21 protein-coding genes and 2 tRNA genes are annotated in these 19,429 nt (G+C 72.5%); 9 read left to right on the plus strand and 14 right to left on the minus strand.

What is annotated here, in order from left to right:
* Positions 1–42: 42 nt before the first annotated feature.
* Positions 43–1,104 (plus strand): N-acetylglucosamine-6-phosphate deacetylase, encoded by a 1,062-nt coding sequence (locus AAD528_RS10390; RefSeq protein WP_345752005.1) that lies wholly within the window; start codon positions 43–45, stop codon positions 1,102–1,104.
* Between the two features lie 103 nt (positions 1,105–1,207).
* The gene (locus AAD528_RS10395) at positions 1,208–2,203 is read left to right on the plus strand and encodes an IS481 family transposase (RefSeq protein ID WP_345752006.1); all 996 of its coding nucleotides are present in this window, start codon (positions 1,208–1,210) and stop codon (positions 2,201–2,203) included.
* Here AAD528_RS10395 and AAD528_RS10400 read toward each other — a convergent pair.
* Together AAD528_RS10400 and AAD528_RS10405 are read right to left on the minus strand one after the other, a co-directional pair.
* Positions 2,200–3,096 (minus strand): aminodeoxychorismate lyase, encoded by an 897-nt coding sequence (locus tag AAD528_RS10400; RefSeq protein WP_345752007.1) that lies wholly within the window; start codon positions 3,094–3,096, stop codon positions 2,200–2,202. The genes AAD528_RS10395 and AAD528_RS10400 overlap by 4 nt on opposite strands.
* A gap of 186 nt (positions 3,097–3,282) precedes the next feature.
* Positions 3,283–3,912: a DNA-directed RNA polymerase subunit beta gene (locus AAD528_RS10405; protein WP_345752008.1), complete on the minus strand. Its 630-nt coding sequence runs from the start codon at positions 3,910–3,912 to the stop codon at positions 3,283–3,285.
* Positions 3,913–3,975: 63 nt separating this feature from the next.
* On the opposite strand from AAD528_RS10405, the gene AAD528_RS10410 reads away from it, so the two are divergent.
* A tRNA-Lys gene (locus AAD528_RS10410) sits at positions 3,976–4,051 on the plus strand.
* A gap of 11 nt (positions 4,052–4,062) precedes the next feature.
* Here AAD528_RS10410 and AAD528_RS10415 read toward each other — a convergent pair.
* Positions 4,063–4,368 (minus strand): DUF7882 family protein, encoded by a 306-nt coding sequence (locus AAD528_RS10415; protein ID WP_345752009.1) that lies wholly within the window; start codon positions 4,366–4,368, stop codon positions 4,063–4,065.
* A 115-nt stretch (positions 4,369–4,483) separates the two neighbouring features.
* Positions 4,484–5,200 (minus strand): SDR family oxidoreductase, encoded by a 717-nt coding sequence (locus AAD528_RS10420; RefSeq protein ID WP_345752010.1) that lies wholly within the window; start codon positions 5,198–5,200, stop codon positions 4,484–4,486.
* 78 nt (positions 5,201–5,278) lie between these two features.
* Here AAD528_RS10420 and AAD528_RS10425 point away from each other — a divergent pair, with 78 nt between their 5' ends.
* The 4 genes from AAD528_RS10425 to AAD528_RS10440 all read left to right on the plus strand — a co-directional run bounded on the left by AAD528_RS10425 (position 5,279) and on the right by AAD528_RS10440 (position 8,280).
* Positions 5,279–5,644: a MerR family transcriptional regulator gene (locus tag AAD528_RS10425; RefSeq protein WP_345752011.1), complete on the plus strand. Its 366-nt coding sequence runs from the start codon at positions 5,279–5,281 to the stop codon at positions 5,642–5,644.
* Positions 5,645–5,725: 81 nt separating this feature from the next.
* Positions 5,726–6,499: an isocitrate lyase/PEP mutase family protein gene (locus AAD528_RS10430; protein WP_345752012.1), complete on the plus strand. Its 774-nt coding sequence runs from the start codon at positions 5,726–5,728 to the stop codon at positions 6,497–6,499.
* Between the two features lie 112 nt (positions 6,500–6,611).
* A complete protein-coding gene (locus AAD528_RS10435) occupies positions 6,612–7,040 on the plus strand; it encodes a YciI family protein (protein ID WP_345752013.1) in 429 nt (142 codons plus the stop codon).
* A 1-nt stretch (position 7,041) separates the two neighbouring features.
* Positions 7,042–8,280 (plus strand): RNA polymerase sigma factor, encoded by a 1,239-nt coding sequence (locus AAD528_RS10440; RefSeq protein ID WP_345752014.1) that lies wholly within the window; start codon positions 7,042–7,044, stop codon positions 8,278–8,280.
* Positions 8,281–8,293: 13 nt separating this feature from the next.
* Here the strand turns inward: AAD528_RS10440 and AAD528_RS10445 are convergent, their stop codons facing one another.
* The gene (locus tag AAD528_RS10445; protein ID WP_345752015.1) at positions 8,294–9,100 is read right to left on the minus strand and encodes a transglutaminase-like domain-containing protein; all 807 of its coding nucleotides are present in this window, start codon (positions 9,098–9,100) and stop codon (positions 8,294–8,296) included.
* Positions 9,097–9,678, minus strand: a complete 582-nt coding sequence (locus tag AAD528_RS10450; protein ID WP_345752016.1) for an isochorismatase family protein — start codon at positions 9,676–9,678, stop codon at positions 9,097–9,099. Before AAD528_RS10450 ends, AAD528_RS10445 begins: the two co-directional genes overlap by 4 nt.
* Before the next feature lie 68 nt (positions 9,679–9,746).
* Between AAD528_RS10450 and AAD528_RS10455 the strand changes: the two genes are divergently transcribed.
* Positions 9,747–10,334 carry a GyrI-like domain-containing protein gene (locus AAD528_RS10455; protein ID WP_345752017.1) on the plus strand — a complete coding sequence of 196 codons (588 nt, stop codon included), beginning with the start codon at positions 9,747–9,749 and terminating at the stop codon, positions 10,332–10,334.
* Here the strand turns inward: AAD528_RS10455 and AAD528_RS10460 are convergent.
* Both AAD528_RS10460 and AAD528_RS10465 read right to left on the minus strand, forming a co-directional pair.
* Complete coding sequence (locus tag AAD528_RS10460) at positions 10,331–10,729, minus strand: hypothetical protein (protein WP_345752018.1); 399 nt, start codon at positions 10,727–10,729, stop codon at positions 10,331–10,333. The genes AAD528_RS10455 and AAD528_RS10460 overlap by 4 nt on opposite strands.
* Positions 10,729–11,319, minus strand: a complete 591-nt coding sequence (locus AAD528_RS10465; RefSeq protein ID WP_345752019.1) for a TetR/AcrR family transcriptional regulator — start codon at positions 11,317–11,319, stop codon at positions 10,729–10,731. Before AAD528_RS10465 ends, AAD528_RS10460 begins: the two co-directional genes overlap by 1 nt.
* Before the next feature lie 79 nt (positions 11,320–11,398).
* Between AAD528_RS10465 and AAD528_RS10470 the strand changes: the two genes are divergently transcribed.
* Positions 11,399–12,439 (plus strand): ABC transporter permease, encoded by a 1,041-nt coding sequence (locus tag AAD528_RS10470; protein ID WP_345752020.1) that lies wholly within the window; start codon positions 11,399–11,401, stop codon positions 12,437–12,439.
* Between the two features lie 16 nt (positions 12,440–12,455).
* On the opposite strand, the gene AAD528_RS10475 is transcribed toward AAD528_RS10470, so the two are convergent.
* From AAD528_RS10475 to topA, 6 genes are all read right to left on the minus strand, one after another.
* A complete protein-coding gene (locus AAD528_RS10475) occupies positions 12,456–12,887 on the minus strand; it encodes a rhodanese-like domain-containing protein (RefSeq protein ID WP_345752021.1) in 432 nt (143 codons plus the stop codon).
* Between the two features lie 156 nt (positions 12,888–13,043).
* A tRNA-Thr gene (locus AAD528_RS10480) sits at positions 13,044–13,115 on the minus strand.
* An 88-nt stretch (positions 13,116–13,203) separates the two neighbouring features.
* Complete coding sequence (locus AAD528_RS10485) at positions 13,204–14,760, minus strand: alpha/beta hydrolase (protein WP_345752022.1); 1,557 nt, start codon at positions 14,758–14,760, stop codon at positions 13,204–13,206.
* Positions 14,757–15,932 carry a DNA polymerase III subunit delta' gene (locus tag AAD528_RS10490; RefSeq protein WP_345752023.1) on the minus strand — a complete coding sequence of 392 codons (1,176 nt, stop codon included), beginning with the start codon at positions 15,930–15,932 and terminating at the stop codon, positions 14,757–14,759. Before AAD528_RS10490 ends, AAD528_RS10485 begins: the two co-directional genes overlap by 4 nt.
* 38 nt (positions 15,933–15,970) lie before the next feature.
* Positions 15,971–16,597, minus strand: coding sequence for a dTMP kinase (tmk, locus tag AAD528_RS10495; protein WP_345752024.1), 627 nt, complete (start codon positions 16,595–16,597; stop codon positions 15,971–15,973).
* On the minus strand, positions 16,594–19,425 hold the full coding sequence (gene topA, locus AAD528_RS10500; RefSeq protein WP_345752025.1) for a type I DNA topoisomerase: 2,832 nt from the start codon (positions 19,423–19,425) through the stop codon (positions 16,594–16,596). The genes tmk and topA overlap by 4 nt, the downstream gene beginning before the upstream one ends.
* Between the last annotated feature and the right edge of the window lie 4 nt (positions 19,426–19,429).

Genomic DNA, 19,429 nt, shown 5'->3' on the forward strand with positions numbered 1-19,429 from the left:
CTTCGGGCGGGGCCGACCGCTTTTGTTCGGCAGACTGAGTCCATGACGCTTCTCGCCGCCCGACGGGTGATCGACGGATCCGGATCGGATGGGCCGGGCTGGGTGCTCACGGACGGCGACCGCCCCGCAGAGCGCGGCACGGGAGCGCCGCCGCGCACGCCCGACCGGGAGGTCGACGCGCTGCTGCCCGGTTTCGTCGACGCGCACGCGCACGGTGCGCGCGGCGTCGACTTCGCGACCGTCGGCGCGGATCCGTCCGAGGCGATCGCGTGGCACGCCGCCCGCGGGTCGACCGCGCTGGTCGCCTCGCTCGCCACCGGAACGCTCGAGGACACCCGGGCGCGGCTGGCCGAGCTCGCTCCGCTGGTGCGCGCGGGTGCGCTCGCGGGCCTGCACCTCGAGGGACCCTTCCTGAGCGCCGGGCGCCGCGGCGCCCACAACCCCGAGCTGCTGCGGGCGCCCGCGCGCTCCGACATCGAGGCGCTGCTCGGGGCCGGCGACGGGACGATCCGGATGGTCACTCTCGCGCCCGAGCTGCCGGGGGCCGACGACGCGATCCGGGTCCTCGCCGAGGCCGGCGTCCGCGTCGCGATCGGCCACACCGAGGCCGACGCCGACACGGTCGCCCGCGCGGTCGACCTCGGTGCGTCGATCATGACGCACCTGTTCAACGGCATGCCGCCGCTGCACCACCGCTCCCCCGGACCCGTCGGCGTCGGGCTGTCGGAGGCGCGCGTCACGGTGGAGCTGATCGGCGACGGGGCCCACCTCGACGACCGCGTGCTCGACCTGGCGCTGCGCGACTGCGCGGGCCGGGCGATGCTCGTGTCCGACGCGATGGCCGCGGCGGGCCTCGGCGACGGCGCCTACATGCTCGCCGGATCCGACATCCTGGTGCGCGGCGGCGTCGCGACGGTCGCGGGCACCGACGCCCTCGCGGGCAGCACCTCGTCCGTGTCGGACGCGGTCGAGCGCCTGCTGGCGCGCGGCGCGGATCCGGCCACGATCGCCGAACTCACGTCCGCGACGCCGGCGCGCGCGCTCGGCCTGCAGGTCCCACCGCTCGCCGTCGCGCTCGACGGCGGGCGGGTCGAGCGGATCTAGTTGTAGTGCCCAGGGACGTTGTTTGACCTGGATGCCGTGACAGGACGAGAACCTCCGGTCAGAGTGGAGCTGCTTAGACACCCGCTCAAGACCGGAGGTTCTCGTGTCTCACGCTAATGCGGCGCTGACGCCGCGCCAACGACTCCGCCTTGCCCGCAAGATCGTCGACGAGGAGTGGACGGTCGCCGCGGCGGCTGACTACTTCCGCGTCTCCTGGCCGACGGCCGACAAGTGGGCACGCCGTTATCTCGAGCTCGGCGAGGCCGGGATGGCCGACCGGTCCTCCCGGTCGCACTCGCATCCGAACAAGACCCCACCGCATCTGGTGAAGAAGATCGTCCACCTGCGGATCCGCAAGCGACTCGGTCCCGTTCAGCTCGCCGGGCGGATGGGGATGCCCGCCTCGACGGTCCACGCGGTCCTGACGCGTTGCCGGCTGAACCGGCTCTCCCACGTCGACGTCAAGACCGGGGAACCCGCTCGCCGCTATGAGCACGAGACGCCGGGAGGGCTGATCCATGTCGACGTGAAGAAGCTCGGCAACATCCCCGATGGCGGCGGCTGGCGCTACGTCGGACGCGCCCAAGGACGACGCAACCGCGCCGCGACGCCCGACAAGGACCGCAACATCTACCGGAACCCGCTGATGCGGCACGCGTTCGTCCACACCGTCATCGATGACCACTCCCGCGTCGCCTACGCCGAGATCCACGACGATGAACGCGCCGAGACCGCGATCGGCGTCCTCCGACGCGCGACGTCCTGGTTCGCTGACCGCGGCGTCCGCCTCGAGCGGGTCCTATCCAACAACGGCTCCGCCTACCGCTCACATGCCTGGAAACGGGCCTGCAGCGACCTCGGCATCGCGCCGAAGTTCACCCGCCCTCGCCGCCCTCAGACCAACGGCAAGATCGAGCGCTTTCACCGCACCCTCGCCGACGGCTGGGCCTACTCGAAGCACTACAACAGCGAATCAGCCCGCCGAGCGGCACTCCCCGCCTGGCTGCACTTCTACAATCACCACAGGCCCCACACCGCCATCGGAAAGCTCCCGCCCATCAGCCGGATCTCAAACAACCTGGCTGGGCACTACATCTAGTCGCGCGGGCTCAGCAGGTACGCGTTCATCGCGGCCGTGAGCTCGGCGTCGACGGCCAGCTCCGCGCCGTCGAGGTGCGTGACGGGCGCGGCGAGGCGCACGCTGGAGACGAGCCACAGGGCGTCGGCGTCGGCGAGCGCGGCCGCGGGGACGTGCTCGTAGCCGGTCGAGTGCCCCCGCTCCTCGAGCCAGTCGAAGACGCTCAGCTGCGTCGTGCCCTGCAGGATGCCGCCGGTGGGCTCGGGGGTGACGAACGTGTCGCCGTGCCGCAGGATCACGGAGGCCGTCGGCGCCTCGAGGACGTAGCCGTCGCTCGTCAGGAAGATCGCGTCGTCCGCGCCGCGCCGGTGCGCCTCGCGCAGCGCCGCCATGTTCACGGCGTAGGACAGCGTCTTGGCGCCGAGCAGCAGCCACGGCGAGCGCGCGGCGGCGCGGCTGTCGAGGCCGCGGTCGAGCGTCGCGACCCTGATCCCGCGCGTGCGCGACGCGGTGTGGTCCGGCACGGGCGAGGCCGTGACCCAGGCGGTCGGGCCCTCCAGGCCCGTCGCCGCGCGCTCGACGCCGCGGCTCAGGATGAGCTTGATCGCGCTCTCGCCGGCCGGGCACTCGGCGGCCGCGCGATCGACCGCGGCGCGCCACTGCCCGAGGTGCGGTGCAGGCAGGTCGCACAGCCGCGCGGAGTGCGCGAGGCGCTCGAGGTGCGCCTGCACCTCCTGAGCGTGCCCGTCCACCACGCCGATGGTCTCGAAGATCCCGTCGCCGCGCTGGGTGCTCAGCTCGCCCACGCTGAGCGCGGGCGCATCCGGATCGATCACGGCGAGCGTGTCGGAGAAGTCGGTGCGGGCGTCGTCGTCCGGCACGGGGGCGACGATCAGGGCGAAGCGCCAGGTCATGAAGAGAGCCTACGAGGGCATGAGAAAGCCGGACCGCAGAAACGCCTCTCGGCGCGAGGCCGCTCGGAGCGGCGAATATTGGAGCCCGGGGTTTGCTGCGGCCCGGCTGCTCCAGTTTAACGGAGCACCCCCGGCCCGCATTCCCGGGTGCGGGATGTGGACCGGATGTTCAGGTCGGCGAGCAGTTCAGGTCAGCGAGTCACGGCGCCACAGTCGCGCCGAGGTCGTGAGATCGCGCGCATACGTCGCCAGGCGCAGGGCGCGGGTGGTCAGGGTGCTGGCGCGGTGCGGCTCGGTCGGCTCGTAGTCGTCGGCGAGGTGGGTCGCGCCCGAGGCCTGCACGCGGCAGAACGCCGCCGCGCGGTCGAGGGCCACCGCGAAGTCCCCCTGGAACGCGCCCCGCAGGATCGTGTCGATGAGATCCACGAGCTCGCCCGGCCCGGCGGGCACGGGCGCGCCGGCGACCAGGGCGTCGGGAGAGCGCAGCTCCACCCGGCCCCGGTCGTACAGCAGGGCCGCGGTCGCGGCGTCGTCGTGGATCGACGCCTGCAGCAGGTACAGCCGCCACAGCGTGCCGGGCAGGCTCAGCGCGGGCGAGCGCGACCACAGCTCGGCGATGTCGTCGATCCCGTGCCGCGACGTGAACGCGACGAGCCGCTCGACGGCATCCGGATCGCGCTCCTCGCGCACGCGCGACAGCAGCGCCGCGGCGGTGGAGTGCGCGGCGCGCGACACCTCCGCCGGATCCTGGGCCGCGAACACGCGGTCGAAGGTCTCCGACGGACGCCGCACGGGCTTGTGGAAGTCGTCGGTCATCGATCCAGGCTAGCCGCGCCGGAGGCGCACCGGTGCCGTCCCGCGGCCCCGTAAGGTAGGTGCGGGCCTATAGCTCAGTTGGCAGAGCATCGGACTTTTAATCCGCGGGTCGTGGGTTCGAGCCCCACTGGGCCCACCAGGCGAACCCGCTCAGCCGTCGACCTCCTCGGCGGTCAGCGTGATGCCGCCCAGCGCGTTGGCCGAGTCGGCCATCTTCGCGAGCCAGCGCTGGTTCAGTTCGGGCGCCTCCGGCTCCTCGAACACGAAGCGCAGCGGGATGGCCGGGTTCAGCCAGATCGTCGAGCGCCCACCCGCCTTTCCCGGCGGATGCTTCCAGGACACCGCGAAGCTCTCGCCGCGGCGGAGCTTGGCGAGGATGACGACCTTGAGATGGGACAGCGCGCGATCCTCGATCTCGATCGGGGGCTCCACGCTGTCGTAGATGAGTGTGCCCATGCCTGCGGACGCTACCCACGCCGGATCTCTCACCGAATGGGGTTGACGGATGCCGCCTCTCTCCCCCCCCCCCCCGAGAGGGGACGCCGCACGGGGCGACGTCCCCTCGGCCGGATCAGCCCGCGAGCGCCGCGCGGATGCCGGCGTCGATCTCCTCGGGGGTGCGGACGAGCGAGGCCTTCACGAAGCGGCTCCAGTCGTCGACGAGCACCTCGCCGTCGCCGCGCTCGACGCCATCCAGCGCGGCGCGGGCGACGTCCGACGGAGCGATCTTCGGCCCGTCGTAGCCCCGCATGATGTCCGTGTCGGCCGCGCCGAGATGGACCCCCGTGACGAGCGTGCCCTGCGCCGCGAGCTCCTGTCGGGCGCTGTTGGTCAGCGCCCACTCGGCGGCCTTCGCTGCGTGGTAGGCGCCCGCACCCGGCGTCGTGAACCACGACACCGCCGACAGCACGTTGACGATCGCACCGCCGCCGTTGCGCGCGAGCGCCGGCGCGAACGCGCGGATCATCGACAGCGTCCCCCAGAAGTGCGTGTCCATCTCGCGACGCGCGCGCTCCAGATCCGGCACCGTGACCAGATCCGATCCGGTCGCGATCCCCGCGTTGTTGACGAGCAGCGTGACGTCGGACGCGGCCGCGGCCGCATCCGCGACGCTCTGCGGATCGGTGATGTCCAGGCGCAGCGGCGTCACGCCGGGCAGATCCACGAGCTCGGGACGTCGGGCGGCGGCGTAGACCGTGGCGCCTCGCTCCACCAGCTCCTGCGCGAGCGCGCGACCGATCCCGCGGTTGGCTCCCGTGACGAGAGCGACGGCTCCGTTGATGTCCATGTGAGGTTCCCTTCCTTCGGACGACCTCGAGTACCGTAGAACCTGACATCAATGTCAGGGTCAAGCGGAGGAGCCGGGATGCGGATCGGGGAGCTGTCGGAGCGCACCGGCGCCAGCGTGCGCTCGCTGCGCTACTACGAGCAGCAGGGGCTCATGACGTCCGAGCGCACGCCCAGCGGTCAGCGGACCTTTCACGCGGACGCCGTCGAGCGGGTGCGGCTGATCCAGCTGCTCCTCGCCGCGGGGTTGTCCAGCCCGCGCATCCTCGAGATGATGCCGTGCATCCACTCCGGCACCACGACGCGCGCGCAGCGGCGGATGCTCGAGGGCGAGCGCCTCCGGATCGAGGAGCGGATCGCCGAGCTCGAGTCCGCGCGCGAGCGCCTGTCGCGGGTGATCCGGATCGCGCGGGAGCGCGACGAGGAGCGCGCGCCCGCCGCCTGATGCCGGAACACCGGGTGAACGGCACACCGGTTCCGCTCCCGTCGCCCCGCGCGGCCCCCCGCGGGGCGTAGCGTCGTGCGCATGACCACCACGTCGGACAGAGCCCTCACCCTCAAGTCGCTGCACGAGGCGCCGGAGATCCTCCGCGTCGTCAACGTCTGGGACGCCATCAGCGCCAAGGTCGTCGGCGATCTGCCGGGCACGCGCGCGCTCGCCACCGCCGGTCACTCGATCGCCGCGAGCCACGGCTTCGCCGACGGCGCGATCCCGCTCGACGACATGCTCGCCGCGGTCGCCGAGATCGTCGCCGCGACGGATCTGCCCGTGACGGCAGACCTCGACGACGGGTACGAGGACCCGGCCGAGACCGTCCGGCGGGCGATCGGCGTGGGCGTGGTCGGCGCGAACGTCGAGGACCGGCTGGTACCGCTTCCCGACGCGGTCTCGCGCGTGGCGGCGATCGTCGCCGCGGCCGAGGCCGAGGGCGTCGCCTTCCAGCTCAACGCGCGCACGGACGCGTTCGTGCGCGGCGGCGACCGGCCGATCGACGAGATCGTGGACGACGCGATCGCCCGCGGCCGCGCCTTCCTCGACGCGGGCGCGTCCCTGGTGTTCGTGCCCGCGCCCCTGGACCACGGGCTCACCGAGCGCCTGGTCGCAGGGATCGGCGAGCGCAAGGTGAGCGTGATCGGCGTGCCCGGAGCGCTCGCGGCGGCCGAGTACGAGGCTCTCGGCATCGCCCGGATCTCGTACGGCCCACTGCCGCAGCGCGTCGCCCTGCGCGCCCTGCGGGACCTCGCGACGGACCTCTACGGCGACGGCGTCATCCCCCAGGACACCCCCGCGCTGAACTGACGCCTCCGGACACAGAAAGATCTTTCCGGCGGATGTCGATCCCCGCGTGCGCCGTCCGACGCCTGGGTGAAAGGGTCGAGACACGGCCCGCACACCGACGAAGGAGTTCGAGATGGCCAAGTACATGCTGATCATGCGCGCGACCGACGAGGCGATCGCCGCATCGTCGGAGATCCCGTTCGAGGAGATCATCGCGCAGATGGGCGCCTACAACGAGTCGATGATCAAGGCCGGCGTGATGGTGGGCGGCGACGGGCTGGCTCCCGAGCCGGGCGTCGTGGTCGACTTCTCCCAGACGCCGCCGGTCGTCACCGACGGGCCGTACGGCGAGACCAAGGAGCTGTTCAACGGCTTCTGGGTGCTCGAGGTGCCGACGATCGAGGAGGCCGCCGAGTGGGCGAAGCGCGCGCCGCTCAGCGCCGGCAGCAAGCTCGAGATCCGGCGCATCACGGGCGTGGAGGATTTCCCCGCCGACAACGAGTGGATCCAGAAAGAAGAGCAGTGGCGCGACGAGCTCGCGCACAAGGCTGAGCAGGCCTGACATGCCCGACGCCCGCACCGCCTCGGCGACCCGCGCCGTCGAGGCGGTGTGGCGCATGGAGTCCGCCCGCATCGTCGCCACCCTCACGCGGCAGACACGCGACTTCGCGCTGGCGGAGGACGTCGCGCAGGAGGCGCTGGCCGATGCTCTGACCTCCTGGCCCGTCTCGGGCGTCCCGGCCAACCCCGGCGCGTGGCTCGTCGCGGTCGCCCGCCGCCGGGCGATCGACCACTGGCGCCGGCAGGCGACACGGGACGACCGCCACGCGCGGCTCGCACGCGACCTCGACGAGCGGACAGAGGCCTGGGAGCCGGACGAGATCGAGGACGACGTGCTGCGCCTGATCTTCGTCGCGTGCCACCCGGTGCTCTCGCGCGAGGCGAGCATCGCGCTGACGCTGCGGGTGGTGGGCGGCCTGTCGTCCGAGCAGATCGCACGCGCATTCCTCGTGCCCGTCGCTACCGTGCAGCAGCGCATCGTCCGCGCGAAGAAGACCCTCGCCGCGGCGGCCGTGCCGTTCGAGGTGCCCTCCCCCGACGAGTACCCCGCGCGCCTGTCGGCCGTGCTCAGCGTGCTGTACCTGGTGTTCAACGAGGGCTATGCCACGAGCGGCGGCGGCTGGATGCGCCCGGACCTCGGCCGCGAGGCCCTGCGCCTCGCCCGCGTGCTGTCCGGTCTCCTGCCCGCGGAGCCCGAGGCGCACGGTCTCGTGGCGCTCATGGCGCTGAACGCCGCGCGGTTCCCGGCCCGACTCGATCCGTCGGGAGATCCGATCCTGCTGGCGGATCAGGATCGCACGCGCTGGGACCGCGGGCTGATCGCGTTGGGCAGGGACGCGCTCGCCCGGTGCGACGCCCTCGGCCGCGGCCGCGGTCCGTACACCCTGCAGGCGGCGATCGCCGAGTGCCACGACGTCGCACCGTCGGCCGAGGAGACGGACTGGGAGCGGATCACGCTGCTGTACGAGGCGCTGGGGCGGATCGCGCCGTCCCCGGTCGTGGAGCTGAACCGCGCGGTCGCGGTGTCGATGGTGGAGGGTCCCGCCACGGCCCTGCGCATCGTCGACGGGCTCGCCGGAGCGCTCGCGGGCTACCCGCAGCTGCCGGGCGTGCGCGCCGAGCTGCTGATCCGCCTCAGCCGCCCCGACGAGGCCCGCGCCGAGCTCGAGACCGCCGCGCGGCTCACGGTCAGCGACGCGGAGCGCACGGTGTTCGCGCGCAAGCTCCGCGCCCTCGGCTGAGAGCCCGCGGCCGCTACGCCAGTCGCACCCGCGCGCGGCCGTCGTCGACGGGCAGTTCGCCGCGCGCGGTCGCGAGGATCCCGTACGAGTTCAGCAGGATGGATCCGCCATGGCTGTCGAGGAACGCCGTGTCGGCGGCGTCCCGTCCCGTCGCGATCCGGACGAGGCTCTGTCGCGGGGCGAGCCGGGTCGCGTCCACCACGATCCATTCGTCGTCGACGAGGGCCTCGACCACCGCGTGGAAGTCCATCGGGCTGAGCCCCGGCGCGTACACGGCGGCCAGGCGCGCCGGGATGCCGAGCGCGCGCAGGATCGCGATCGTCAGGTGCGCGTAGTCGCGGCAGACGCCCGCGCCGTCCAGCAGCGTGTCGATCGCGCTGTCGTTGACGTCGCTGACCCCCGGGACGTAGCGCAGCCGGGAGGCGACGAACGCGACCACGTCGTCCACCAGGTCGGCGATCGGCCGCGCCGTGTCGAACTGCGAGCCGACCAGCGCGAAGAACCGGTCGGACTCGGCGTAGCGGCTCGGCCGCAGGTACACGGACCGATCGTGCGGCGCGACGGGCACGGGTGATCCGGCATGCTCGACCTCGGCGCGGTACGCCACCTCGAGCCGCCCCGGGCGCAGCTTCAGGCGGTGGATCCGCCCGCCCACCGGGTCGACGAGCTCCTCGTACTCGACCGGCTCGCCGTCCAGCGCGACCGCGAGGGACTCGTCGACCCGGATGCCCGGCACACGGGCGACCGCGATCTGCATCTCCAGCTCGGTGGCGGACTGCACCTCGATGTCGAGGCTGACGCTGATGTCGCGCGGCGTCATGCCCGCTCGCTCGCGGCGAGCTCGGCGCCGGCATGGGCGAGTTCGGCGAGGGCGGCCTCGCTGGGCTCCGCGGCGACACCGGCGATCAGGTCCGTCAGCACGCGCACGTGCTGGCCGTGCGCGAGCGCGTCGAGGGCCGAGGCGCGCACGCAGTGGTCCGTCGCGATGCCGACGACGTCCACCGTCTCTATCCCGCGCTCGGCGAGAACCGCGGCCACCGTGGATCCGTCGTCCGTGACGCCCTCGAACATCGAGTACGCCGGCTTCCCCTGTCCCTTCCGGACGTGGTGGGTCACCGCGGTCGTGTCGAGGCCGGGGTCGTACTCGGCGCCCTCGGTGCCCGCGATGCAGTGCGGCGGCCAGCTGTCGACGAAGTCCGGGGCGTCGGAGATGTGCCCGCCGTTGTCGCTGTCGGGGTCGTGCCAATCGCGCGACGCGACGATCACGGCGTAGTCGCCCGCGTGCGCCGCGAGCAGCCGGGTGATCCCGGTCGCGACGGCGTCGCCGCCGTCCACGCCGAGCGCGCCGCCCTCGGTGAAGTCGTTCTGCACGTCGACGATCAGCAGGGCTCTGGTCATGATCCGAGCGTACGCCCGGGACGATCCGCAGGAGAATGGATGCGTCCCCCTGCCGCTGGAGGTCACGGATGTCCGAGAAGCTCGACGTCAAGAAGTCGTGGGACGCCTACCGCGCGAGACACCGCCGGTTCGACATCGTGGACGTGCCGGAGCTGCAGTACCTCATGGTCGACGGCCACGGCGATCCGAACTCGGCGGCCTTCGCCGAGGCCGTGGCTGCGCTGTATCCGGTCGCGTACCGGCTCAGGTCCGCGAGCCGGCGCGCGCTCGACCGCGACTATGTCGTGCCGCCGCTCGAGGGCCTGTGGTGGGCCGACGACATGGCGTCGTTCACGACCGCACGCGACAAGTCGCGGTGGGACTGGACGCTGATGATCCTGGTGCCCGAGTGGATCGGCGCGGCGCTGTTCGCCGGTGTCGAGGGATCGGACGGCGTGCGGCTCGAGGCGCTGGCGGAGGGCCGGTGCGTGCAGACGCTGCACGTCGGCTCCTTCGACGACGAGGGCCCCGTGCTGGCGCGCCTGCACGACGAGGTCATCCCCGGGCACGGGCTGGTGCCGACCGGCCGGCACCACGAGATCTATCTCGGCGACTTCCGCCGCGTGCCGCCCGAGCGGAGGCGCACGATCCTGCGTCAGCCCGTGCGGGCCGCCTAGCCCGTGACCATCGCGACGATCTGCACGGCCAGCGCGATCGCGCCGACCGCGCCGCACGCGAGCGCGACGCCGCCGAGCAGGCGCGGCCACGGCGAGTGCTGATGCAGGCGCACGTCGTCGCGCGTGCCCACGCGGTGGAACAGCTCGACCTCGTCGCCGCGGGCGGCCGCGCGCAGCTCGGCGGTGAGCGGCGCCTCGTGCACGCCGTCGTCGCCGAACCACCGCACGACCTGACGCCGGGGCGCGTCGGGTGCGGGGTCGCCGATGACGACGCCGCGGATCGGCACCCACGTGCCGTCGGCGAGTCGCGCGATCAGCGCCGCCCCGCCGAACAGGACGGCCGCTCCGATGCCCACCCACGACAGGATCTCGGTGATCGCGCCGATCGCATCCATCACGCGAGCACCACCGCGATCGCGCGCGCGTAGCGCGCCGCGTCGAAGCCCGGAAGCAGCGCGGACTGCAGCACGGCGCCCTGCCCGAAGGCGAGCATCGCGGGCAGCGCCTCCCCCGCCCACCGCGCGGCGGCCTCGGGTCCCAGGCCGCGCTCCTGCGCGGCCCAGCTCTCCAGGTAGCCCGCGAATCCCTCCGCCAGGGAGCCGAACGCCTCGGCCGCTATGGATTCGAAGTCCGGCTCGGTCACCGCTTCTCCCCAGAGCTGCACGATCAGCGCCGTCCCGATGCCCTCGCGGTCGAGCCCCTCGATGAGGCGACGCACGACCTCGGACGGCGGCGGCACGCGCGTGCCCTGCGTGTCGTGGATGACCTGTGTGACGCGGCCCAGGATCGTGCGCTTGGCGACGCCGATGGCGATCTCGCGCTTGCCGCCGAAGTACGAGTAGATGGCGCCCGCCGACAACCCGGACGCCGAGATGATGTCGGCCATCGACGCGGCTCGGAACCCCTTCTCGGCGAAGCAGGCGAGCGCGGCGTCGAGGATCTGGTCCCGCCGGGAGGCGCGGTGCGCATCGCTGACCTTCGGCATCCGGCACCCTCCTTGATTTCTCGACGATACCCGGATAATAAAGAACGAGTATTCGTTTTTCCGACTCGAAGGAGCATCGATGTCCACTCCTGCACACCCCTCCGCGCGCACACCCTGGGGTCGCGGCGTCGCCCTGGGCCTCGTGCTCGCCGTCGTGGTCTCGATCATCGTGCTCGCCTTCTCATGGCCCGCCGTGACGTCCGAGCCCCGGGACCTGCCCGTCGCGATCACCGGACCGGCCGAGCAGCTCGCGATGGTCGAGCAGGCGGTCACCGAGAACGCCGAAGGCGCCGTGGCGCTGACCGAGGTGGACGACCGCGACGCCGCCGTCGACGCGATCGAGGGCCGCGAGGTCTATGGCGCGGTCGTGCTCGGGCAGGCGCCCGAGGTGCTCACCTCCTCGGCCGCGAGCCCCGTGGCCGCGCAGCTGCTGGGCGGCATCGCCGCGCAGCTGCAGCAGCAGGCCGCCCAGGCGGCCGCCGCCGCGGGCGCCCCCGCGCCGACCGTCGCGGTGACCGACGTGGTGCCGTTGCTGGACACCGACCCGCGCGGCGCGGGCATGACCGCGGCATCGTTCCCCCTCGTGCTCGGCGGGATGATCGGCGGCATCGCGATCACGATGGCGATCGGCGGCGTGTGGCGCCGCGTCGCCGCGCTCCTCGCCTACTCCGTCGCCGCGGGCCTCGCGATCGCGGGGATCCTGCAGGGCTGGTTCGCCGTGCTCGCAGGCGCCTACCTGCTCAACGCCGCCGCGTTCGGCCTGTCGCTGCTGGCCATCGGCGCGACCATCGTCGGCTTCGCGTCGATCGTGGGCCGTCCGGGCATCGCGCTCGGGCCGGTCCTGTTCCTCCTCATCGCGAACCCCATCTCCGGTGCCGCGATGCCGCGCGAGTTCCTGCCCGCCCCGTGGGGCGAGGTCGGTCAGTGGTTCCCGCCGGGCGCCGGCGCGACGCTCGTGCGCGACCTCTCCTACTTCCCCGGGGCCGACACGACCTTCCCGTGGCTGGTGCTCGCCGTCTGGGCGGCCGGCGGGCTGGTGCTCGCCGCCATCGGGCACTTCCGCTCGAGCGGGCCGCTCGTGATCGCCGAGTCGGACGAGACGCAGCCGGCGGCCGCGTGAGCGGATGCGCCCCGGCTCAGCCGAGGGGCGCGGTCAGCGGGTCGATGGGCCGGCGACCGCGCCCCTCGGCCGACTGAACCGCGAGTCCCTCGCGCGCCCAGTACTCGAAGCCGCCGATCATCTCGCGCACCCGATAGCCGCGGCGGCTCAGCTCGAGCGCGGCGCGCGTGGCGCCGTTGCACGCGGGTCCCCAGCAGTACACGACGAGGTTCGGCAGACCGGCGAGCTCGGCGTGCCGCTCGGCCAGCTCGCGGCCCGGCAGGTGGATCGCGCCGGGCACGTGGCCCTGGTCGAACGACACCCGGCTGCGCACGTCGACGATCGTCAGCGGCTCGCCCGCCGCGCGGGCGGCGGCGACATCCGAGGGATCCGTCTCGTGGCGCAGCTTCCGGGCGAACCAGGAGACGGCGTCGGAGGTGTCCGCGGCGGTTTCGGCGAGGTCGGTCATGGACCCATTGCGCCACACCGCGAGGAGATATCCCGCTCCGAGGGCGGATCCGGCGGAAATCCTCCGAAGACGTGCCGATCTCCTCCGGTGACGGCGCCGCGAGGACGCGCCGGGAAAGCGAGAAGGCCCCCGGAGTGGAGTCCGGAGGCCTTTTCGAGCCACCTGTCAGATTTGAACTGACGACCTGCTCATTACGAGTGAGCTGCTCTACCCCTGAGCTAAGGTGGCGTTCCGCACCGCTCGCGCGGCACGAAGATCAATCATACCCGATGCGAACTCGTGCTTCGAACCGGGGCGACCGCCGGGAGCGCCGGGATCAGGGTGCGCAGCGGAGCCCGTCCTGCGGCACCGTGCCGTCGACGAAGTAGGCGTCGACGGCGTCGTCGACGCACGCGCTCTGGCCGTTGTACGCCGTGTGCCCCTCGCCCTCGAACGTCACCAGCACGCCACTCGAGAGCTGCCCCGCCAGCGAGACCGCCCAGTCGTACGGAGTGGCGGGATCCCCGGTGGTGCCGACGACGACGATGGGCGCGGCGCCCGACGCGGCGATCTTCTCGCGCACGCCTGTGGGCTCGAGCGGCCACACCTCGCACACGCCCGGACCGTCCCAGTACGGCGCGACCGTCGGCGCCTCGCGCTGGAGCAGCGCAGCGGCCGCATCCTGCGCCTCCTGCGAGTCGTCGATCGGGTAGTCCATGCAGTTGTATGCCTGGAACGCCTCCGTGGAGTTGTCCGCGTACTCGCCCTCCTCCCGACCGTTGTAGAAGTCCGCGAGGACGAACGCCGTGGTGGGATCGCCCTGCAGCGTCTCGGTGAGCGCCTGGGTGAGATAAGGCCAGTTGTCCGGGGCGTACAGCGCCGCGACGATCGACGTCATGAGCACATCCGCACCGAGCTCCCGCCCGTCGGGGGCGGGCAGCGGCGAGCGGTCCACGGACGCGAGGAGCGCCGCGAGGTCGCCCATCGCCTGATCCACCGTCCCGGCGAACGGGCAGCTCGCCTGGCCCTGCCCCGCGCCGTCGAGACACGACTGCATGTAGGTGCGCAGCGCCCGCTCGAAGCCGACACCCTGCGTGACGCCGACGTCGGTGCCCGAGACGGACGGATCGATCGCCCCGTCGAGCACCAGCCGGCCGACGCGCTGCGGGAACAGCTTGGCGTAGGTCGCACCGAGGAACGTGCCGTACGAGTAGCCGAGGTAGGTCAGCTTCTCGTCGCCCAGCACGCCGCGCAGCAGATCCATGTCGCGGGCGGCCTGGTCGGTGGTGATGAACGGCAGGATCCCGCCGCTGTTCTCCTCGCACGCGTCGGCGAAGCCCTGATTCTCGGCCGTGAGCTCCTCCTCCCACTCGGGAGTGCCGCGCTCGTGCTGCGGGATCGCGTACAGGAACCGGTCCATCCCGGCCGCGTCGAGGCAGGTCACGGCGGTCGAGCGGCCCACGCCGCGTGGGTCGAAGCCGACGACGTCGTACCGCTCCTGCAGCCTCTCGCTGACGGCGAAGTCGACGGACTGCTCGATGAAGTCGTAGCCGCTGGCGCCGGGGCCACCGGGGTTCACGAGCAGCGAGCCGAGCCGGTCGCCGCCAGTCGCGGGCTGCCGCACGATCGCGAGCTCGATCTCACCCGCCTTGGCGTCATTCCAGTCCAGCGGCGCGGTGATCGTGGCGTGCTGGATATCGCTGCCCGTCCACTCGATGCGCTGCTCGTAGTACTGACGGAACTCGGGGCCGATGTCCTCCCCCACCTGCGGCGTCGGGTCGGGCCCGCGCACGTCCCGGGGCGGGATCTGCGCATAGAGGCAGCCGGAGAGGGCGAGCGATCCGGTGATCAGGATCGCGGCGGCGGCGAGCAGACGACGGATGCGGCGGGTCACGCTCTTCTCTCTGAGTTCGGGGAGCTTCCGCTGACGACCGTGACGAGCAGCGATTCGAGCGCGAGCGTGGGCTGCACGTTCTGCTCGAGCGCCTCGCGGGTCTCGGCGATGTGGTCGAGCACGGTCAGGGTGCGCGCGGCCGGCCACCTGGCGGCGCGCTCGCGCAGGTCCTCGACGAGCTCGAGGTTGATGATGTCGGCGTCCTCGCGGAACTGCAGCATGACGATGTCGCGGAACAGCGACTGCAGGTCGGTGAGCACGCGGTCGAGGCCGTCGCGCAGGCTGCGCGTCGCGCGGCGCTTCTGGTCGTCCTCGAGCGCGGTCAGCTGCGACCGGACGGCGGGCGGGATCCGGGCGCCGTCGGCGATGCCCACGGTGCGCAGCAGCGAGGCGCGCTCGGCCTCGTCGCGCTCGGTCGTGAGCGCCTTGGCGTCGTCGGTCGCGGCCTGCACGATTCGCCCCGCGACCTCGACCACGTCGGCGATGCCGCGCACGCTCAGCACGCCGCGCAGGGTCTCGTCGCGCCGGATCCGGGAGGCTTCGTCGGTCGCGAGACGCTGCGCCATGCCGATGTGGCGCTGCGCGTGCCGCGCGGCCTGCTCCGCGACCGCGGCGTCCACGCCGGTGCGCGCCGCGATGAGCGCCGCGACCTGCCCGACCTCCGGCTCGCGCAGACGCAGCACCCGCACGCGCGAGCGGATCGTGGGAAGCAGGTCGGCGTCGCTCGGCGCGCACAGGATCCAGACGGTGCGCTCGGGCGGCTCCTCGAGCGCCTTCAGGAGCACGTTGGAGGTGCGCTCGGTCATCCGGTCCGCATCCTCCATCACCATCACGCGGTAGCGGCCGGCTGACGGGCCGAGGTATGAGCGCGCGGCCATCGCGCGCGCCTCCTCGATGCGGATGATGCTGCCCTCGGTGCGCAGCGCCGCGAGATCGGGATGCGTGCCGGCGAGGACCTGCCGCATGGTGTGCTCGTCGCCCGGACCTTCGGCGATCAGCGCGGCGGCGAACGCGCGCGCGAGCGGCGCGCGGCCGGATCCGGGGGGCCCGGTGATCAGGTACGCATGGGCCAGCGCGCCCGGATCGGCGGCCGCCGCACGCAGCGCGTCGACGGCGGCATCCTGCCCCCACACCTCGCCCCACGGCAGGGAGGGCGCGGCCACGGAGGTCATGCGCTCCACCCTATCCCGGGCCCCGGACAGCCTCGCCGTCAGAGGAGGGGCTGCACGCGCTCCCGGATCGCGGTCGCGAGGTCCGCGAGCGGGAGGGAGGCGTCGAACACGAGGAAGCGGTCGGGCTCGGCCGCGGCGAGCGCGAGGAACCCCGCGCGCACCCGGGCGTGGAAGTCGTCCTTCTCGGCCTCGAGGCGGTCGAACGGCTTGTCGTCCGCGTCGAGGCGGGCGCGCGCGGCGACGGGATCCAGATCGAGCAGGACCGTGACATCCGGCAGCGCGCCGCCCGCGCCCCACAGCGACAGCTCGCGCACCTCGGTCGCGTCCAGCACCCGGCCGGCGCCCTGGTAGGCGACGGACGAGTCGAGGTAGCGATCCTGGATCACGACCTCGCCGCGGGCGAGCGCGGGGCGCACCAGCGTCTCGACGTGGTGGGCGCGATCCGCGGCGTACAGCAGGGCCTCGGCGCGCGGGGCGATGTCGCCCCGGTGATGCAGGACGATGTCCCGGATCAGGACGCCCACCTCGGTGCCGCCCGGCTCGCGCGTGCGCACGACCGTGCGGCCCGTGCTCTCGATCCACTCGTGCAGCAGCCGGGCCTGGGTGGTCTTGCCCGAGCCGTCGCCGCCCTCGAACGTGATCCAGAGGCCGGGGACGGCGCTCACTGGTCTTCCGCGGCCTTGGCGGCGCGGTTCGCGGCGCGCGTCGCGGCGGCCTTCTTCGCCGCCTCCGAGCGCGAGGCCGACGTCGCCGGCTTCTTGGCGGGCGCCTTCTTCGCGGTCGCCGTCTTGGCGGGGGTCTTCGCGGCCGTCGTCTTGGCCGCGGCGGCCCGACCGCGCTTCGGGGCAGGACCCTTCGCGCGCTTCTCGGCGAGCATCTCCACCGCACGCTCGAACGTGACCTCGTCGGGCGTCGTGCCGCGCGGGATCGTGACGTTCGTCTCGCCGTCCGTGACGTACGCGCCGAAGCGGCCGTCGCGGATCCGGATCGGCTTGCCGCTGACCGGGTCTGCCTCGAATTCCTTCAGGGCGCTCGACGCGCGCCGGGCGCCGTATTTCGGCTGCGCGTACAGCTCGAGGGCCTTCTCGAGCGTGACGTCGAAGATCTGGCTCTCGCTCTCGAGCGACCGCGAGTCGGCGCCCTTCTTCAGGTAGGGCCCGAAGCGGCCGTTCTGCGCCGTGATCGACTCGCCGGACTCGGGGTCCGTGCCGACCACGCGCGGCAGCGACAGCAGCTGCAGCGCCGTGTCGAGGTCGACGGTCTCGACCGACATCGACTTGAACAGCGACGCCGTCCGCGGCTTGGCAGCCGCCGCCTTCTTCGATCCGCGCTTCTTCGGCGCCTCCTCGACTTCCCCGGTCGAGGCATCGGCGGCATCCGGATCCACCGGATCCTGCTCCTGCACGTACGGACCGTAGCGGCCGTCCTTCACGACGACCAGCTTGCCGTTCTCGGGGTTCTCGCCGAGCACGCGGTCGCCGGCGACCGGAGCGTCGATGAGCTCCTGCACCTTCTGCGCAGTGAGCTCGTCGGGCGCCAGATCCTCGGGGACGTTGACGATGCGCGACTTGCCCTCGGGGTCGGACGGGTCGGCCACGTCGATGTACGGCCCGTACTTGCCGAAGCGCAGCGTGGCGCTGTCGGTCAGCGGCGTGGCGTTCAGGGCGCGCGCGTCGATCTCGCCGAGATTGTCGACGATGCCGCGCAGGCCCGGGTGCTCGCCCGAGCCGAAGTAGAACGAGCGCAGCCACTCGACGCGCTTCTGCTCGCCGCGGGCGATGGCGTCGAGATCGTCCTCGAGCGCCGCCGTGAAGTCGTAGTCGACCAGCTCGGCGAAGTGCTGCTCGAGCAGTCGCACCACGCTGAAGGCCAGCCACGACGGCACGAGCGCCTGGCCGCGCTTGACCGCGTAGCCGCGATCCAGGATCACGCCGATGATGCTCGCGAACGTCGACGGGCGGCCGATGCCCTTCTCCTCCAGCGACTTCACGAGGCTCGCCTCGGTGAAGCGGGGCGGCGGGGTCGTGGAGTGTCCCCTGGCGTCGGCGTCGGACAGCGCGAGGCGGTCACCCGCGGCCACCTGCGGCAGCGACTGGTTCTCGGCCTCGTCGGCGTCGCGGCGCCGCTCGTCCTTGCCCTCCTCGTACGCCTCGAGGAAGCCCTTGAAGGTGTAGACCGTGCCGGAGGCGGTGAACTCGGCGGTCTTGCCGTCGGCCTGCGCCTCGAGCGTGACGGTCGTGGTCTCGAACTCGGCGTCGGACATCTGGCTGGCGACCGTGCGCATCCAGATCAGCTCATACATCCGCTGCTCGTCGCGGCCCAGCTCGCCGGCGACCTGCTTGGGCGTGCGGAACTGCTCGCCCGACGGGCGGATGGCCTCGTGGGCCTCCTGCGCGTTCCTGCTCTTGGACGCGTAGACGCGGGGCTTGAGCGGCACGGCGCGCTCGCCGTACAGCGCAACCGCCTGCTCGCGGGCCGCCTTCACTGCCTGCGCGCTGAGGTTGGTCGAGTCGGTGCGCATATAGGTGATGTACCCGCGCTCGTAGAGGCTCTGGGCCACGGACATCGCGTTCTTCGCGGACAGGCCCAGCTTGCGGCCGGCCTCCTGCTGCAGCGTGGACGTCGTGAAGGGCGCGTAGGGGCGGCGCTTGCCGGGCTTGGACTCGACCTTCGTGACGGTGGCCTGGGCGGCCGCGTCGATCGCGGCGGCGAGCGCGCGGGCGGCCTTCTCGTCGAGCACCACGACGGCGCGCTTGAGCTGACCGCGGTCGTCGAAGTCGCGTCCGGACGCGAGCGATGCGCCGTCCAGGCGCACGAGGCGGACGGAGAAGCCCTCGTCCTCGCGCGCGGCGCGCGCCTGGATGCCCCAGTAGTCGGCCGAGACGAACGCCATGCGCTCGCGCTCGCGCTCGACGATCAGGCGCGTCGCGGCGGACTGCACGCGACCGGCGCTGAGCGCCTGGCCGCCGGCGCCGCTGCCGACCTTGCGCCACAGCACGGGCGAGACGTCCCAGCCGTACAGGCGGTCCAGGATGCGCCGGGTCTCCTGCGCGTCGACGAGCGCGAGATCCAGGTCGCGCGTGCGGTCCACGGCGGCGCGGATGGCGTCCTTGGTGATCTCGTGGAACACCATGCGCTTGACCGGCACCTTGGGCTTGAGCGTCTCGAGCAGGTGCCACGCGATGGCCTCGCCCTCGCGGTCCTCATCGGTCGCGAGCAGGACCTCGGAGGCGCTCTTCACCGCCCGCTTCAGCTCGGAGACCGTCTTGGTCTTGCGGTCGCTGACGACGTAGTACGGGTCGAAGCCGTTGTCGATGTCGATCGAGTACTTGCCGTACGCGGCGCGATCCTTCTCGGGGATGTCGCGCTTGTCGGCGAGGTCCCGGATGTGACCCACCGAGCTCAGCACCTCGTACTCGTCGCCGAGGTAGCCCTGGATCGACCTCATCTTCGTCGGGGACTCGACGATGACGAGCTTCTTGCCTGATGACAACGGG

Origin of the sequence: Microbacterium rhizophilum, from assembly GCF_039605615.1 — a bacterium.
Lineage (GTDB): Bacteria > Actinomycetota > Actinomycetes > Actinomycetales > Microbacteriaceae > Microbacterium > Microbacterium rhizophilus.

Excerpts from the sequence above, each read along its gene's own strand:
- AAD528_RS10390 (WP_345752005.1), top strand. The coding sequence starts at position 43 with ATGACGCTTCTCGCCGCCCGACGGGTGATCGACGGATCCGGATCGGAT.
- AAD528_RS10400 (WP_345752007.1), bottom strand. The coding sequence starts at position 3,096 with ATGACCTGGCGCTTCGCCCTGATCGTCGCCCCCGTGCCGGACGACGAC.
- AAD528_RS10405 (WP_345752008.1), bottom strand. The coding sequence starts at position 3,912 with ATGACCGACGACTTCCACAAGCCCGTGCGGCGTCCGTCGGAGACCTTC.
- AAD528_RS10415 (WP_345752009.1), bottom strand. The coding sequence starts at position 4,368 with ATGGGCACACTCATCTACGACAGCGTGGAGCCCCCGATCGAGATCGAG.
- AAD528_RS10420 (WP_345752010.1), bottom strand. The coding sequence starts at position 5,200 with ATGGACATCAACGGAGCCGTCGCTCTCGTCACGGGAGCCAACCGCGGG.
- AAD528_RS10425 (WP_345752011.1), top strand. The coding sequence starts at position 5,279 with ATGCGGATCGGGGAGCTGTCGGAGCGCACCGGCGCCAGCGTGCGCTCG.
- AAD528_RS10430 (WP_345752012.1), top strand. The coding sequence starts at position 5,726 with ATGACCACCACGTCGGACAGAGCCCTCACCCTCAAGTCGCTGCACGAG.
- AAD528_RS10435 (WP_345752013.1), top strand. The coding sequence starts at position 6,612 with ATGGCCAAGTACATGCTGATCATGCGCGCGACCGACGAGGCGATCGCC.
- AAD528_RS10440 (WP_345752014.1), top strand. The coding sequence starts at position 7,042 with ATGCCCGACGCCCGCACCGCCTCGGCGACCCGCGCCGTCGAGGCGGTG.
- AAD528_RS10445 (WP_345752015.1), bottom strand. The coding sequence starts at position 9,100 with ATGACGCCGCGCGACATCAGCGTCAGCCTCGACATCGAGGTGCAGTCC.
- AAD528_RS10450 (WP_345752016.1), bottom strand. The coding sequence starts at position 9,678 with ATGACCAGAGCCCTGCTGATCGTCGACGTGCAGAACGACTTCACCGAG.
- AAD528_RS10455 (WP_345752017.1), top strand. The coding sequence starts at position 9,747 with ATGTCCGAGAAGCTCGACGTCAAGAAGTCGTGGGACGCCTACCGCGCG.
- AAD528_RS10460 (WP_345752018.1), bottom strand. The coding sequence starts at position 10,729 with ATGGATGCGATCGGCGCGATCACCGAGATCCTGTCGTGGGTGGGCATC.
- AAD528_RS10465 (WP_345752019.1), bottom strand. The coding sequence starts at position 11,319 with ATGCCGAAGGTCAGCGATGCGCACCGCGCCTCCCGGCGGGACCAGATC.
- AAD528_RS10470 (WP_345752020.1), top strand. The coding sequence starts at position 11,399 with ATGTCCACTCCTGCACACCCCTCCGCGCGCACACCCTGGGGTCGCGGC.
- AAD528_RS10475 (WP_345752021.1), bottom strand. The coding sequence starts at position 12,887 with ATGACCGACCTCGCCGAAACCGCCGCGGACACCTCCGACGCCGTCTCC.
- AAD528_RS10490 (WP_345752023.1), bottom strand. The coding sequence starts at position 15,932 with ATGACCTCCGTGGCCGCGCCCTCCCTGCCGTGGGGCGAGGTGTGGGGG.